Origin of the sequence: Streptomyces sp. NBC_00400, from assembly GCF_036048035.1 — a bacterium.
In the GTDB taxonomy this organism is placed as follows: Bacteria; Actinomycetota; Actinomycetes; order Streptomycetales; family Streptomycetaceae; genus Streptomyces.
The window spans coordinates 4,037,084-4,051,260 of the sequence record NZ_CP107940.1 but is presented as its reverse complement, the minus strand read 5'-3'; the positions used below and the strand labels follow the sequence as shown (position 1 = coordinate 4,051,260).

14 protein-coding genes are annotated in these 14,177 nt (G+C 66.8%); 6 read left to right on the top strand and 8 right to left on the bottom strand.

Annotated elements, in window-relative coordinates; all coding sequences use genetic code 11:
* Positions 1-5: 5 nt before the first annotated feature.
* The 4 genes from OHS81_RS17585 to OHS81_RS17570 all read right to left on the bottom strand — a co-directional run bounded on the left by OHS81_RS17585 (position 6) and on the right by OHS81_RS17570 (position 3,847).
* Positions 6-371 (bottom strand): LppU/SCO3897 family protein, encoded by a 366-nt coding sequence (locus OHS81_RS17585; RefSeq protein WP_328385694.1) that lies wholly within the window; start codon positions 369-371, stop codon positions 6-8.
* Positions 372-700: 329 nt separating this feature from the next.
* Positions 701-1,960, bottom strand: a complete 1,260-nt coding sequence (locus OHS81_RS17580) for an MFS transporter (RefSeq protein WP_328385693.1) — start codon at positions 1,958-1,960, stop codon at positions 701-703.
* A 77-nt stretch (positions 1,961-2,037) separates the two neighbouring features.
* A complete protein-coding gene (locus OHS81_RS17575; RefSeq protein WP_328385692.1) occupies positions 2,038-3,120 on the bottom strand; it encodes an inositol-3-phosphate synthase in 1,083 nt (360 codons plus the stop codon).
* A 46-nt stretch (positions 3,121-3,166) separates the two neighbouring features.
* On the bottom strand, positions 3,167-3,847 hold the full coding sequence (locus OHS81_RS17570; protein WP_328385691.1) for a PadR family transcriptional regulator: 681 nt from the start codon (positions 3,845-3,847) through the stop codon (positions 3,167-3,169).
* A 361-nt stretch (positions 3,848-4,208) separates the two neighbouring features.
* On the opposite strand from OHS81_RS17570, the gene OHS81_RS17565 reads away from it, so the two are divergent.
* Both OHS81_RS17565 and OHS81_RS17560 read left to right on the top strand, forming a co-directional pair.
* Positions 4,209-6,869 (top strand): transglycosylase domain-containing protein, encoded by a 2,661-nt coding sequence (locus OHS81_RS17565; protein ID WP_328385690.1) that lies wholly within the window; start codon positions 4,209-4,211, stop codon positions 6,867-6,869.
* Between the two features lie 121 nt (positions 6,870-6,990).
* The gene (locus OHS81_RS17560; protein ID WP_328385689.1) at positions 6,991-8,472 is read left to right on the top strand and encodes a glycosyltransferase family 87 protein; all 1,482 of its coding nucleotides are present in this window, start codon (positions 6,991-6,993) and stop codon (positions 8,470-8,472) included.
* A gap of 102 nt (positions 8,473-8,574) precedes the next feature.
* Here the strand turns inward: OHS81_RS17560 and OHS81_RS17555 are convergent, their stop codons facing one another.
* The 3 genes from OHS81_RS17555 to OHS81_RS17545 all read right to left on the bottom strand — a co-directional run bounded on the left by OHS81_RS17555 (position 8,575) and on the right by OHS81_RS17545 (position 11,229).
* Positions 8,575-9,606 (bottom strand): alanine racemase, encoded by a 1,032-nt coding sequence (locus OHS81_RS17555; RefSeq protein ID WP_129295304.1) that lies wholly within the window; start codon positions 9,604-9,606, stop codon positions 8,575-8,577.
* 64 nt (positions 9,607-9,670) lie between these two features.
* Positions 9,671-10,789, bottom strand: a complete 1,119-nt coding sequence (locus OHS81_RS17550) for a lipid II:glycine glycyltransferase FemX (protein ID WP_328385688.1) — start codon at positions 10,787-10,789, stop codon at positions 9,671-9,673.
* A gap of 122 nt (positions 10,790-10,911) precedes the next feature.
* Positions 10,912-11,229, bottom strand: a complete 318-nt coding sequence (locus tag OHS81_RS17545) for a hypothetical protein (RefSeq protein ID WP_129295302.1) — start codon at positions 11,227-11,229, stop codon at positions 10,912-10,914.
* A gap of 228 nt (positions 11,230-11,457) precedes the next feature.
* On the opposite strand from OHS81_RS17545, the gene rpsF reads away from it, so the two are divergent.
* From rpsF to rplI, 4 genes are all read left to right on the top strand, one after another.
* Positions 11,458-11,748 (top strand): 30S ribosomal protein S6, encoded by a 291-nt coding sequence (gene rpsF / locus OHS81_RS17540; RefSeq protein ID WP_006604399.1) that lies wholly within the window; start codon positions 11,458-11,460, stop codon positions 11,746-11,748.
* An 82-nt stretch (positions 11,749-11,830) separates the two neighbouring features.
* Entirely contained in the window at positions 11,831-12,421 is a 591-nt protein-coding gene (locus OHS81_RS17535) for a single-stranded DNA-binding protein (RefSeq protein WP_088798859.1), read from the top strand.
* A 111-nt stretch (positions 12,422-12,532) separates the two neighbouring features.
* Entirely contained in the window at positions 12,533-12,769 is a 237-nt protein-coding gene (rpsR, locus tag OHS81_RS17530) for a 30S ribosomal protein S18 (protein ID WP_003978893.1), read from the top strand.
* A gap of 18 nt (positions 12,770-12,787) precedes the next feature.
* The gene (gene rplI / locus OHS81_RS17525) at positions 12,788-13,234 is read left to right on the top strand and encodes a 50S ribosomal protein L9 (RefSeq protein WP_311622961.1); all 447 of its coding nucleotides are present in this window, start codon (positions 12,788-12,790) and stop codon (positions 13,232-13,234) included.
* Positions 13,235-13,316: 82 nt separating this feature from the next.
* On the opposite strand, the gene OHS81_RS17520 is transcribed toward rplI, so the two are convergent.
* Positions 13,317-14,141, bottom strand: coding sequence for a trypsin-like serine peptidase (locus OHS81_RS17520; RefSeq protein ID WP_328385687.1), 825 nt, complete (start codon positions 14,139-14,141; stop codon positions 13,317-13,319).
* Positions 14,142-14,177: the final 36 nt, after the last annotated feature.

Sequence of the window (14,177 nt, the reverse complement as noted above, 5' to 3'; positions counted from 1 at the left end):
GCGCGCTACTTCGCCGAGGTCAGGCAGAGCACCATGTGGGTGTCGGATCCCCTGCGTCGGTGCACGTTCTTGGTGTACGCGGACTGATTTGCCGGGCACACGGACGGGTCCGAGGTGTCATCGTGCACCGCGGCCACCTTGTACTGGGCCTCCGAGGTGCCGCAATCCACCACTGAAAGGCCATCGTCGAGCGAACTGCTGGACTTCTTCACGCAATCGCCGACCTCGGCGCTGCTCGCGTCGTCCATGCTGCTGATCCAGGCGACTGCGAGGAAGATCAGACCGAGGACGGCTCCGATAACCCTCAGGATCGACTTGGGGGAGCGGCGCTTGGCGGGCTGCTGCGGCGGTACGGGGACCCCGCCTTGCATGAAGGGTTGCTGGGGCGGCGCGGGGTATCCAGGCTGAGGCTGTCCGTACGGAGCCTGTGGCTGTGGGGGGTAGGCGTATCCGCCCTGGGGCTGGCCGTAGGGGGCCTGGGGCGCCGGCGGTGCCTGCGGATACGGGTTCTGTCCGTAGGGCTGTTGCCCGTATGGCTGTGCGTACGGTGCCTGGCCGTATGGCTGCTGGCCCTGAGGCGGCGTCGTCATGGATCTCCCCCGATATTGATGTGTACAGGCTGCTGTAGGACGTCCGTAAGGTATCCGGTCCGGACGTCTCACCGCAGAGCCCTGATCACCTCGGGGTGACGGATGTGAGCTCAGCTGCGCACGACGCGGACCAACGCCGCGGTGACCACCGCGTAGAGGACGGTCACCACACCGAGCAGAGCGGTGGAGTGTCCGTCCGGCGGCAGCATGAGGGCGGCGACCGCGGCGGCGCCGACGAAGGCGGCATTGAAGAGAACGTCGTAAATGGCGAAGATCCGGCCGCGGAAGCCGTCGTCGACCGTCGACTGGACGATGGTGTCGGTGGCGATCTTGGTCCCTTGGGTGCCGAGGCCGAGCATGAACGCGGCGGCCAGCATCGGACCCGGCAGGAAGAACAGCCCGAGAGACGGCACCAGCACGGCGCCCATCGCGGCACAGCAGGCGATCCAGCCGAACGCGGTGAGCCGCGCGACGGCCCAGGGCGTGATCACAGCGGCTGTGAAGAAGCCCGCCCCTGATACCCCGACCGTGATCCCGAGCAGGGCCAAGCCCTCCGCCTCGGTGCGGGACCAGGAGTACCGGCACAGCATCAGCACCGTGACCGTCAGGGCTCCGTAACAGAAACGGATCAAGGTCATCGCGGTCAGCGCCCGTGCCGGAGCGCGCCGCTCGGCGAGATGGCGCAGCCCGTCCGCAAGTCCCCGCAAGGTGCTCAACAGGGCCTCGCGCAGGTGAGGTGGGAGGTGTGCGGCATCGGGGCCGAGCAATTGCGGTGCCATGCGCAGGGCGGTGAGAGCTGAACAGAAGTAGAGGGAAGCGGCGAGCAGCACGACATACGCGTCCACATCTGAGCCGGCCAGCCGGATGGCGAACGCGAGCCCGCCGCCGGCGGTGGCGGCGAGCGTTCCGGCCGTGGGGGCCAGGGAGTTGGCCATGACCAACTGCTCTTCACCGTCGACCACACGCGGGAGCGCGGCCGAGAGCCCCGCGAGGACGAAGCGGTTGACGGCAGTCACGAACAGGGCTGAGGCGTAGAAGAGCCAGTCGGGGGCCTGTGACGCGATCAGCGCCGCTGTCGCCATCGCCAGCACCGTGCGCAGCAGATTGCCGTACAGCAGGACCTGACGCCGCCGCCAGCGGTCGAGCAGTACCCCGGTGAACGGCCCGAGGAGGGAGTACGGGAGCAGGAGGATCGCCATGGCGGAGGCGATGGCCGCGGGGGAAGTCTGTTTCTCGGGCGAGAAGACGACAAAGGCGGCGAGCGCGACCTGGAACACCCCGTCGGCCGCCTGGGAAAGGAGCCGTGCGGCAAGGAGCGAACGGAAGTCGCGTAGCCGGAGTAATACGCGGAGGTCGCGCACAGCATGCATGAGGCACAGCCTCACACAGCCCGCAGGCCCCCGGGTGCAATACCGGGGGCCTGCACAGGCGAGGTGCGTCGGGCGTCTCAGCGCTCGACTTCGCCGTTGATGAACTTCTCGACGTTCTCCCGTGCCTCGTCGTCGAAGTACTGCACCGGCGGGGACTTCATGAAGTACGAGGACGCGGAGAGGATCGGGCCGCCGATGCCCCGGTCCTTGGCGATCTTGGCGGCGCGCAGGGCGTCGATGATGACACCCGCGGAGTTCGGGGAGTCCCAGACCTCGAGCTTGTACTCCAGGTTCAGCGGGACATCACCGAAGGCGCGGCCCTCGAGGCGGACGTAGGCCCACTTGCGGTCGTCCAGCCAGGCCACGTAGTCCGAGGGGCCGATGTGGACGTTGTCCTCGCCCAGTTCACGGTCCCGGATCTGGGAGGTGACGGCCTGGGTCTTGGAGATCTTCTTGGACTCCAGGCGCTCGCGCTCGAGCATGTTCTTGAAGTCCATGTTGCCGCCGACGTTCAGCTGCATCGTGCGGTCCAGGACGACGCCCCGGTCCTCGAACAGCTTGGCCATCACGCGGTGCGTGATCGTGGCGCCGACCTGCGACTTGATGTCGTCACCGACGATCGGGACACCGGCCTCGGTGAACTTGTCCGCCCACTCCTTGGTGCCGGCGATGAAGACCGGGAGGGCGTTGACGAACGCGGCCTTGGCGTCGATGGCGCACTGGGCGTAGTACTTCGCGGCGTCCTCGGAGCCGACAGGGAGGTAGCAGACCAGGACGTCGACCTGCTTGTCCTTGAGGATCTGGACGACGTCGACCGGGGCCTCGGTGGACTCCTCGATGGTCTGGCGGTAGTACTTGCCCAGGCCGTCGTGGGTGTGGCCACGCTGGACCGTCACGCCCGCGTTGGGCACGTCGCAGATCTTGATGGTGTTGTTCTCGCTGGCGCCGATGGCATCCGCGAGGTCGAGCCCGACCTTCTTGGCGTCGACGTCAAAGGCCGCCACGAACTCGATGTCACGCACGTGGTAGTCGCCGAACTGCACGTGCATGAGGCCGGGCACGCGGCTCTTCGGGTCGGCGTCCTTGTAGTACTCGACGCCCTGTACCAGCGAGGCGGCGCAGTTGCCCACGCCGACGATGGCTACGCGAACCGAACCCATTCCGGTTGCTCCCTGTGTTCTCGATGAGGACCTGCACAGCAGAGCCTCATGTGGTGGTGTCATCGGACGGATCCGGCCGGGAACCACCCCGGTGCCGGGGCAGGCCGCCCGTATCGCCTGACTGGTTCTTCCGGTCTTGTGCTGCGGGACCTGGTGCGCGCTGGTCACGCCCGGCGCGCTCACTCTCGATGAGCTCGTTCAGCCAACGGACTTCGCGCTCCACGGATTCCATGCCGTGCCGCTGCAGTTCGAGGGTGTAGTCGTCCAGCCGCTCGCGGGACCTGGCCAGGGAGGTACGCATCTTCTCGAGGCGCTCCTCCAGCCGGCTACGGCGGCCTTCCAGCACTCGCATCCTTACGTCCCGAGATGTCTGGCCGAAGAATGCGAAGCGGACGCCGAAGTGCTCGTCCTCCCATGCATCCGGTCCGGAGTGGGCGAGCAGCTCCTCGAAGTGTTCTTTGCCCGCTGCGGTCAATCGGTAGACGATCTTGGCCCGGCGCCCTGTCAGCGCCGCGGCCGCTACGCCCTCCGTAGCGCCCTCCGTCTCCTCGATGAGCCAGCCGCTCGCGACCAGCGCCTTGAGGCAGGGGTAGAGGGTGCCGTAGCTGAACGCGCGGAAGACCCCGAGCGAGGTGTTGAGCCGTTTTCGCAGCTCATAGCCGTGCATCGGGGATTCGCGGAGCAGGCCGAGGACGGCGAACTCGAGGATGCCGGAACGTCTGCTCACCCTCCGCCTCCCTGGTCCTGTGCATTCTTTATGCCGTGCTGATGTATCGACTCGATACATCCAGACGATAGAACGGTCCCCCGGGCTGAACAAGTGGGGGGACGGTGAACGGCATCACATCACCGAATCGTTCTCATCAACCTGACTGATTTGGAGTGAATTTCAACACTGGGCAGGTTTTGGCCGTGCGTAGTCTGTGCGGCATGCAGACTGCCGGGAACCGAGGGCCGATATCTGGCGTCCCCATCCTCGGTGTAGTGCGGCTCGCGCCTCAGGAGCGAGCTGTGCATCGGGGGGACCTGAAGACAATTGCCGCCTTCAGGCGACGAGATAGCGCGCCTGCCCGAGGAGTATTCGTTCCATGAGCGAGCACCGTCGCAAACCGCCACAGCCGCAGGGTGGCGGACGTGCCGCGGCCCGACGCGCCGCACAGCAGCCACCGGGGCGCCGTGCCGCCTCTCCGCGTGGCTCCGCTGCCGATCCTGCCTCCCACTCCGAGCCGACCGGTCATGAGCCGCGGCAAGGAGGGCGTGCCGAGGCCCGCAGAGCTGCCCAGCGCGGCGGCCGCCGGCGGGCGACCGATGCCTCCGCGACGGCTGCCGGTGGCGGCGCCGGCGGCCGTGGTGGCGGAGGTCGTCGCGGTGGCGGGGGCGATGGCCCCGAGGGAGGCCGCGGACGCGGCAGCGGGAAGCCTGCCAAGAAGCGTCTGATCGACTACCCGCGTGCCAACCGCGTCGGGTGGCGGCGCTTTGTGCCGTCCTGGAAGCAGGTCGCGACCCTGTGTGTTGGTTTCATGGGGCTGATCGTCGGTGCCTCCGGCGTCGCGCTGGCGCTGGTGCAGGTTCCCGACGAGAGCCTGGCCGCCAAGTCGCAGAACAATGTCTACCTCTGGGCCAATGGCAAGGTCATGGCGCGCGACGGTGAGACGAACCGGCAGAACGTCACGATCACCGAAATTCCGTCGTCGATGCAGAATGCGGCGATCGCCGCGGAGAACGCCTCGTTCCGGACGGACTCGGGCGTCGACCCGATGGGCATCGCGCGTGCGGTGTTCAACATGGCCAAGGGCGGCGAGACCCAGGGCGGCTCGACCATTACCCAGCAGTACGTGAAGAACGCGATGCTGAGTCAGCAGCAGACGCTTGACCGCAAGTTCAAGGAACTGTTTATCGCGATCAAGGTCGGCTGGTCGAAGAACAAAGACGAGATCCTTCAGGGGTATCTGAACACCAGCTACTACGGTCGCGGGGCCTACGGAATCCAGGCAGCGGCTCAGGCGTACTACGGTGTGGACGCCGCCAAGCTCAACGCGAACCAGAGTGCCTTCCTGGCCACCGTGCTCAAGGGCGCAGACCTGTATGACCCCGCGGGCGGCACCAGTCCGGGAGCCACGCGGGCGGCAAACACCGCGCGTGCCAAGGCCCGGTGGTCCTGGATCCTTGACCGCGAGGTCGAGAACCACTTCCTGTCGAAGACGCAGCGGGACAAGTACCGCGGTCATTTCCCCACGCCACACCTGCCGAAGCCGGTGGCCAGCAAGAGCGGCCAGATCGGCTACATGATGGACACCGCGAAGAAGTACGTGCTGAAGCACGCGGGTCTCAGCGAGGCCCAGTTCGACAAGGGTGGCTACACGATCCGAACGACCTTCGACGCGAAGAAGACCAATGCGCTCGAGGGCGCGGTCAAGAAGGTCAACAAGCGCTATATCGATTCCAAGAAGCGCGCCAAGGACAAATTCGTCCAGTTCGGTGGTGCCTCCGTGGTGCCGGGAGACGGCAAGATCGTCGCCCTGTACGGCGGTGAGGGCTACGACAAGGGGCACTTCAGCAACAACGCCGACACCTTCGGTGTACCGGTCGGCTCGACCTGGAAGCCGTTCGTGCTCGCCGCGGGGATGAAGTACGGAACGGCCAGGAGTGGCGGGCCGATCTCACCGGACAGTCGCTACAACGGCGACGACCACCTGAAGGTGAAGAACGCCGACGGCAGCTTTGTTACGAAGCGGGACAACTCGCCCTTTTATCAGGAGAACGAGAGCAACCACCCTTGGGGCTACATCCCCTTGACGAAGGCGATGGAACAGTCCGTCAACACCCCCTTCGTGCAGCTCGGCATGGACGTCGGGATGAAAAAGGTCCGCAACATGGCGGAGGCCGCGGGCATCGCACCGGCCAGCTTCGACAAGAACCTGAACCCGTCCTTCGCGCTGGGCACCTCCACTCCGAGCGCGATCCGTATGGCCGATGCCTATGCGACCTTCGCCCAGTCGGGACAGAAGGTGGAGCCGTATTCGGTGACCAAGGTGACGTTCGAGGGTGAAGACCTGCCGGGCTTCGACAAGCCCAAGCAGGAGACGGCGATGGCTTCCAACATCGCCAACAACGTGACCAAGGTGCTGGAGAACGTCATCCAGAACGGCACGGGAAATTTGGCCAAGCGGCTGCACATGCCGGCGGCGGGCAAGACCGGCACCACCGACGAAAACAAGTCGGCCTGGTTCGTCGGCTACACCAAGCAGCTTTCGACAGCCGTCACCATGTTCCGTGAGGACGCACAGAATCCGCGTCAGCTGTCCATGAACGGCGTCGGTGGTTTTGACTCGATCCACGGTGGTGCACTGCCCACCGAGGTGTGGACCGAGTACATGTTGCAGGCGATGAAGGGCGTCACATCGGAGCCGTTCCCGGCTGCTACCCCCATCGGGCGACGGGTGGACGAGGCCGGCATGCCCTCTCCGACGCCGACCCCGACGCCGTCGGACACGCCCTCGCAGACTCCGTCGGGGACTCCCAGTGATTCCGCTTCGCCGTCGGACAGTCCCAGCCCGAGCCCGACGGATACATGTTCTCCCTGGGACATCAACTGCAAGAACGGCGGAGGAGCCGGTAACGGCGGGGCCAACGGTGGAGGACCGGGCGGACCGGGTGGACCGGGCGGTGGCACCGGAGGCACGAGTCCGACACCTGACCCGACGGACGCGAACGGTGGTGGAGGCCTCTTCGGCGGCCCGAGCGGCTGACCGACCGTTTCACGTGAAACGCTGTTTCACGTGAAACGTGGAGCCATAAAGCCCCCGCCCGGCTCACGCCGGGCGGGGGCTTCGCCGTGTTCTGCACAGGGTCGTACGGCAGGATGGGGCCATGACGAGCGTGCGACGGGACGAGCCGGTACGGCCGACGAGGCGGGATGAGGTGGCGGCGGCCGGCAGCGAGCTGATCGGCGGACCGATCGGCCGGCGCGCACTGCTCGGGACCAGCCGGCTGACGCCGGTACGGGTCATCGCGCTCGTCGCCATCGGCATGTTCGCGCTGGGCATGGTGCAGAAGCTGCCCTGCTACAACGGTGGCTGGTTCTTCGGCGCCACGAGCCAGTACGTCCACGCCTGCTACTCCGATATCCCCCATCTCTATGCGGGGCGGGGCTTCGCCGATGGGCTGCTCCCGTATTTCGACCGGTTGCCCGGTGATATGGAGTACCTCGAATACCCCGTACTCACCGGCGCCTTCATGGAGATCGCCTCCTGGATGACACCGCACAGCGGGGATATCCAGTACCGCGAACAGCTCTACTGGCTGGTCAATGCCGGCATGCTGATGGTCTGCGCCGCTGTCGTCGCGGTGTGCGTGACCCGCACCCACCGGCGACGCCCCTGGGACGGCCTCCTGGTCGCCCTGGCGCCGGCTGCTGCCCTCACCGCGACCATCAACTGGGATCTGCTGGCGATCGCTCTGACCGCCGCAGGGATGCTGATGTGGTCACGCAGCCGCCCGCTTGCGGCCGGTGTCCTCATCGGGCTGGCCACCGCGGCGAAGCTGTACCCGGTGCTGTTGCTCGGCCCGCTGCTGGTGCTGTGCTGGCGCGCGGGAGCCTGGCGTGCGTACGGGCGGGCGGTGGCCGGCGCCGTCGCATCCTGGCTGGTGGTGAACCTGCCGGTGATGATCACGCACGATCGAGCGGGATTCCACATCCGGGAAGGTTGGGCAAAGTTCTACACGTTCAGCCAGGAGCGGCCCATCGACTTCGGTTCGCTCTGGCTCCTGATCTCGCAGCGAACCGGTAACCCGTTGGAGAACGCCAATACCTATGCCACGCTGCTGATGATCCTGGGCTGTGGCGCCATCGGCCTGCTGACCCTGTATGCGCCGCGCCGGCCACGCTTCGCACAGCTGGCGTTCCTGGTCGTCGCGCTCTTCATCCTCACCAACAAGGTCTACTCGCCGCAGTACGTCCTGTGGCTGACCCCGCTCGCCGTGCTGGCCCGGCCGCGCTGGCGGGACTTCCTGATCTGGCAGGCCTGCGAGGTCATGTACTTCCTGGGGATCTGGCTGTACCTCGCCTACACAGGCAACGAAGACAAGCACCAAGGCCTGCCGCTCGAGGGCTACCAGCTGGCCATCGTGCTGCACCTCCTGGGAACCCTCTATCTGTGTGCCGTGGTCGTCCGGGACATTCTGCTGCCGGAGCGCGATGTGGTCCGCAGGGACGGGGACGACGATCCGTCGGGCGGCGTCCTGGACCGCAGCCCCGATGTGTTCGTGCTCGGCCGGGCCCACCACCGTCCCCGGCACGCGGTGCAGTTCGAGGGGGCACCACAGGTGAGCTGGGGAGCTGTAAGGGAGTAAGGCCGCACCGGGCCGTCCATGCACCGGGCCCGGTGCCGCAGAGAAGGTCTGCGGCACCGGGCCCTTGGCGTGTGTGTTCCGAGCAAGCCGGGCGCTACCGGATCAGCGGTCCACAAGGCGGTCGAACTGCGTGGTGGTGTGCCGCAGATGGGCCACCAGTTCCTCCCCGACCTGCGGCTGCGGTGCGTCGCCCGGCACGAACAGGATCGACACCTGCATGTGCGGCGGCTCTGCGAACCAGCGTTGCTTCCCGGCCCACACATAGGGTGCGAGATTGCGGTTGACGGTGGCCAGGCCGGCCCGGGCCACGCCCTTGGCGCGAGGCATCACACCGTGCAGTGCCTTGGGTGACTCCAGGCCGACGCCGTGCGAGGTGCCGCCGGCCACCACGACCAGGTAGCCGTCGGAGGCCGCCTTCTGCTGGCGGTAGCCAAAGCGCTCGCCCTTGGCGACCTGGGTGACATCGAGCACCGAGCCGCGGTACTCGGTGGCCTCATGGTCGCCGAGCCACAGCCGCGTACCGATCCGCGCGCGGAACCGTGTCTGGGGGAACTGCTGCTGGAGACGGGCGAGTTCATCGGCCTTGAGGTGGCTGACGAACATGGTGTGCAGCGGGAGGCGGGCATTGCGGAGCCGGTCCATCCAGCCGATGACCTCCTCGACCGCGTCGGAACCGTCGGCACGGTCCAGCGGGAGGTGCAACGCGAAGCCCTCAAGTCGGATGTCTTCGATGGCCGCGGCAAGCTTCGGCAGATCCTCCGGCTTGACGCCATGGCGCTTCATGCTGCTCATGACCTCGATGACGACCCGGGCGCCGACCAGGCCACCCACGCCCTCGACCGAGGAGACCGAGCGGATCGCCCGGTCGGGCAGCGGCACCGGCTCCTCACCGTGGCGGAACGGGGTCAGGACGAGCAGGTCGCCGCTGAAGAAGTCCTTGATACGGGCTGCTTCGTAGGTCGTGCCGACCGCGAGGATGTCGGCGCCCAGGCGGGTCGCCTCGTCGGCGAGACGCTCATGGCCGAAGCCGTAACCGTTGCCTTTGCAGACCGGGACCAGCCCGGGGAACTGCTGGAGAACGCTCTGCTGATGCGCCCGCCAGCGCGCGGTGTCGACGTAGAGGGTGAGCGCCATGGCCGGGCCCGGAACCTTTCTCGTGGCTGGGGTGTGTCAGGAGTACGGACGGTGCGGTGAAGCGTCAGCGGCGCGACATATACATGTCGAGTGCCTTGTGCAGCAGCTTGTTGAGCGGGAAGTCCCACTCGCCGAGGTACTCCGCTGCCTGCCCGCCCGTGCCGACCTTGAACTGGATCAGGCCGAAGAGATGGTCGTTCTCGTCCAGCGAGTCGCTGATGCCGCGGAGGTCGTAGACCGAAGCGCCGAGCGCGTAGGAATCCTGGAGCATCTTCCACTGCATCGCGTTCGAGGGCCTGACCTCGCGCTTGTGGTTGGCGGAGGCACCGTAGGAGTACCAGACGTGGCCCCCGACGATCAGCATCGTGGCCGCTGCGACGTTCTCGCCCTCGTGGCGGGCGAAGTAGAGCCGCATGCGGTTGGGGTCCTCGGAGTTGAGGGCCGTCCACATGCGCTGGAAGTAGCCCAGCGGCCGCGGGTGGAAGCGGTCACGCTCCGCGGTGATCTCGTAGAGCCGCTGCCATTCGGCCAGCTCCTCGTAGCTTCCCTGGACGACCTCGACGCCGGCCTTTTCGGCCTTCTTGATGTTGCGGCGCCACAGCTGGTTGAAGCCCTTGTGGACGTCCTCCAGCGAGCGGTTGGCCAGCGGCACCTGGAAGACATAACGCGGCTGCACGTCGCCGAAGCCGGCGCCGCCGTCCTCGCCCTGCTGCCAGCCCATGCGCCGCAGCCGGTCGGCGACCTCGAAGGCGCGGGGCTCGATGTGGGTGGCCTCGACGTCGCGCAGCCGCTTGACGTCCGGGCTCTGGATGCCGGACTTGATCGCGACGGAGTCCCAGCGGCGGATGATCACCGGCGGGCCCATCTTCACGGAGAAGGCGCCCTTCTGCTTGAGGTGGCTGAGCATCGGCTGCAGCCAGTCCTCGAGGTTCGGTGAGAACCAGTTGATGACCGGGCCTTCGGGGAGATAGGCGAGGTAGCGCTTGATCTTGGGCAGCTGGCGGTAGAGCACCAGACCCGCGCCGACCAGCGCGCCGCTCGCGTCGAACCAGCCCAGACTCTCCGAAAGCCATTCGGCCTTGACGTCCGCCCAGGCAGGAACCTGCATGTGGCTGGCCGCGGGCAGACTCTGGATATATGCCAGATGCTGCTCTCGGCTGATGGTCCTCAGGGTCAGGCTCATGCGGGGCGCTCCTCGGCAGGTGTGTCCCCTTGGTGGGGCTCCGGCTCTCGCGCCGAAGCCTACTGTGACCGCGGAGCGCCCCGTCTGGGCCATACGGGACGGAGCCCCGTATGCCGTATCGGCTAGCCGATCACGCCGCCGAAGAGGCCGCCGTGCGCCAGGCCGAGGTAGAAGCCGACGGCCGCCGCCCCGAGGCCGATGATCAACAGGAAGCGTTCACCCGTCGTCGACGAGATGAACTGTCCCCACAGGCCGGTGCCGATTCCGATCAGGCCGACCCAGGAGCTGACCAGGTGCAGGCTGGGAGAGAGCGTGGTGAAGATGGCGATCGCGCCGAGGACCACGGTCACAATGGCGATGGTGTTCTCGACGGGATGGTCCTTGCCGTCGCTGTTGAGAAGCGAAAGCAGACTGCGCTGGGTCCGTGCTGCCTGTGCCATACGGCACCTCCGATGACAGGGCGGCGCACTGTAACGCCGCTCACACCCGTTGTGTTCCAGATTGAGGGGTGGAGCGGGCGGATTTCAACCGGAAGGCTTCAGGCAGGTACTGTGTACGGTCTGCGCCTATGTCTGTCCGGATGACCGGACGGGCTCGGTGTGGAACGCATACGACCCTCCTGCCACGGAACGACCGTGGCCGCTGAGTCCAAAGGAGGTGGGTTCTACATGCGTCACTACGAGGTGATGGTCATCCTCGACCCCGATCTCGAGGAGCGCGCTGTCTCCCCGCTGATCGAGAACTTCCTCTCCGTCGTCCGTGAGGGCAACGGAAAGGTCGAGAAGGTCGACACCTGGGGCCGTCGTCGTCTCTCTTACGAGATCAAGAAGAAGCCTGAGGGCATCTACTCGGTCATCGACCTGCAGGCCGAGCCTGCGGTCGTCAAGGAGCTCGACCGTCAGATGAACCTGAATGAGTCGGTCCTCCGGACCAAGGTCCTTCGTCCCGAGACCCACTGAGCGCGCAAGCGTCCAGCGGTAACCGGGTCCGAGTAGCAGCAACACCAGCAGCCAGCAGCACACCCGCCGAGAGGTTCCCCTAATGGCAGGCGAGACCGTCATCACGGTCGTCGGCAATCTTGTCGACGACCCCGAGCTGCGCTTCACCCCGTCCGGTGCGGCGGTCGCGAAGTTCCGCGTCGCGTCCACTCCCCGCACTTTCGACCGTCAGACCAATGAGTGGAAGGACGGCGAGAGCCTGTTCCTGACCTGCTCGGTGTGGCGTCAGGCGGCGGAGAACGTCGCCGAGTCCCTGACGCGGGGTACCCGCGTGGTCGTCCAGGGCCGCCTCAAGCAGCGGTCGTACGAGGACCGCGAAGGCGTGAAGCGCACGGTCTACGAGCTCGACGTCGAGGAAGTCGGCGCGAGCCTGAAGAACGCCACGGCCAAGATCACCAAGACCAGCGGTCGTGGTGGCCAGGGCGGCGGCGGCTTCGGCGGCGGTCAGCAGGGCGGTGGCCAGGGTGGCGGCGGCTGGGGCGGCGGCCCCGGCGGCGGCCAGCAGGGCGGCGGCGGTGCTCCCGCCGACGACCCGTGGGCGACCAACGGCCCGGCCGGCGGCGGTCAGCAGGGTGGCGGCGGTGGCTGGGGCGGTAGCTCCGGCGGTGGCTACTCGGACGAGCCGCCCTTCTAGGTCCGTACAGCCGGCCCGACTCCGCGCTGTTTCACGTGAAACAGCGCCGTGAGGCGGCCGGCGGCCTTGAGGGCGTCAGCACAAACTTCTTGAACTCATTGGAGAGAGATAATGGCGAAGCCGCCTGCTCGCAAGCCTAAGAAGAAGGTTTGCGTGTTCTGCAAGGAGAAGATCTCCTACGTCGACTACAAGGACACGAACCTGCTGCGGAAGTTCATCTCCGACCGCGGCAAGATCCGTGCCCGCCGGGTCACCGGCAACTGCACTCAGCACCAGCGTGACGTCGCCACGGCCGTGAAGAACAGCCGTGAGATGGCGCTGCTGCCCTACACGTCCACCGCGCGATAAGGGAAGGGTGACCGAATCATGAAGATCATCCTCACCCACGAGGTCTCCGGCCTCGGCACCGCCGGCGACGTCGTTGACGTCCGCGACGGGTACGCCCGTAACTACCTGGTCCCGCGTGGTTTCGCGATCCGCTGGACCAAGGGTGGCGAGAAGGACGTCGAGCAGATCCGCCGCGGTCGCAAGATCCGCGAGATCGCCACGATCGAGCAGGCCAACGAGGTCAAGGGCCGGCTCGAGGGCGTCAACGTGAAGCTGGCCGTTCGCGCCGGCGACGCGGGCCGCCTGTTCGGCTCCGTCACCCCGGCCGATGTCGCCTCGGCGATCAAGGCCGCCGGTGGTCCGGACGTCGACAAGCGTCGTGTCGAGCTCGGCTCGCCGATCAAGACCCTGGGCGCGCACCAGATCTCCGTGCGTCTGCACGCCGAGGTCGTGGCGAAGCTCGGCGTCGAGGTCGTCGCCGCGTAGTTTCCGCACCACGCCGAAGGGCCGTATCCCGTCACCATCGGGATGCGGCCCTTCGCCGTGTCCGGGGGGCGGCGGCCGGCTGTCAGTCCTCGTCCTGGGCGCGCTTGTAGAGCTCGGCGACGTCGTCGTCGAAGTACGCGGCGTAGGAGATATCGTCTTCGTCGCCACCGCCTTCATGGCCGCCGAGAACACCGATGACCGTGCCGGTGTGGCTCTTGGGGTCGTAGTCGGCTAGCCAGGGGCTGCCGCTCGTCCCGCCTTCGAAGTCGGTGCACTGGATGCGCATCTGGGTGTCGCTGTACTTCGTGGTGCGGTTCTGGCAGGAGATCGGGGTGTCACGGCTGGTCGGATAGCCGGTGATCTTGACCTCGTTGTCGAAGCCACGGTCGACGCCGAGGGTGTTGCCGCCCAGGACGTCCTGGATCTGCTTGCCGTTCTTCTTGTCGAGCACGAGGAAGGCGACATCAAGATCCTCGTCCTGCGACTTGGCCCAGCGGTCGTCGACGATCACCTTCTTGACCTTCCAGAGGCCGGTGGGCTCGTCGCGGTCGCGGTAGTCGGGGGCAAAGACGAGATCGTTCACCGTCGTCCCGGCGTCCGCGTCAAAGGCACAGTGCGCCGCGGTGATGAGCATGTTCCGGCCCGGGCTCTGTACCACGCTCGCCGTACAGAAGTGGTCTCCGGAGTCGTCCTTCTCGAAGACCACGCCGACCCGGGCGTTCTGCTCGGTGCGGCGTGGAGTGTAGGCATTGCCGTCTTCGGCCGGAGTCGTCGCGGCGGGATCCTGATCCTGGGGATCTTGGCCGGCCTCGCCGGACTTGCCGAAGCTGCTGTGACCGCTGACACGGCTGCTGCTCCTCTCGCCCTCCCCCTCCGAGGCGTAGCCCACCACGACAGCAGCCACCATGACGACGAGCGTCAGGGGCACCACGGACCTACTGGC

What these genes read in the sequence shown, in the direction of transcription:
- OHS81_RS17585 (WP_328385694.1), bottom strand. Translation starts at nt 371, where the DNA reads ATGCAAGGCGGGGTCCCCGTACCGCCGCAGCAGCCCGCCAAGCGCCGC.
- OHS81_RS17580 (WP_328385693.1), bottom strand. Translation starts at nt 1,960, where the DNA reads ATGCATGCTGTGCGCGACCTCCGCGTATTACTCCGGCTACGCGACTTC.
- OHS81_RS17575 (WP_328385692.1), bottom strand. Translation starts at nt 3,120, where the DNA reads ATGGGTTCGGTTCGCGTAGCCATCGTCGGCGTGGGCAACTGCGCCGCC.
- OHS81_RS17565 (WP_328385690.1), top strand. Translation starts at nt 4,209, where the DNA reads ATGAGCGAGCACCGTCGCAAACCGCCACAGCCGCAGGGTGGCGGACGT.
- OHS81_RS17560 (WP_328385689.1), top strand. Translation starts at nt 6,991, where the DNA reads ATGACGAGCGTGCGACGGGACGAGCCGGTACGGCCGACGAGGCGGGAT.
- OHS81_RS17555 (WP_129295304.1), bottom strand. Translation starts at nt 9,606, where the DNA reads ATGGCGCTCACCCTCTACGTCGACACCGCGCGCTGGCGGGCGCATCAG.
- OHS81_RS17550 (WP_328385688.1), bottom strand. Translation starts at nt 10,789, where the DNA reads ATGAGCCTGACCCTGAGGACCATCAGCCGAGAGCAGCATCTGGCATAT.
- OHS81_RS17545 (WP_129295302.1), bottom strand. Translation starts at nt 11,229, where the DNA reads ATGGCACAGGCAGCACGGACCCAGCGCAGTCTGCTTTCGCTTCTCAAC.
- rpsF (WP_006604399.1), top strand. Translation starts at nt 11,458, where the DNA reads ATGCGTCACTACGAGGTGATGGTCATCCTCGACCCCGATCTCGAGGAG.
- OHS81_RS17535 (WP_088798859.1), top strand. Translation starts at nt 11,831, where the DNA reads ATGGCAGGCGAGACCGTCATCACGGTCGTCGGCAATCTTGTCGACGAC.
- rpsR (WP_003978893.1), top strand. Translation starts at nt 12,533, where the DNA reads ATGGCGAAGCCGCCTGCTCGCAAGCCTAAGAAGAAGGTTTGCGTGTTC.
- rplI (WP_311622961.1), top strand. Translation starts at nt 12,788, where the DNA reads ATGAAGATCATCCTCACCCACGAGGTCTCCGGCCTCGGCACCGCCGGC.
- OHS81_RS17520 (WP_328385687.1), bottom strand. Translation starts at nt 14,141, where the DNA reads ATGGTGGCTGCTGTCGTGGTGGGCTACGCCTCGGAGGGGGAGGGCGAG.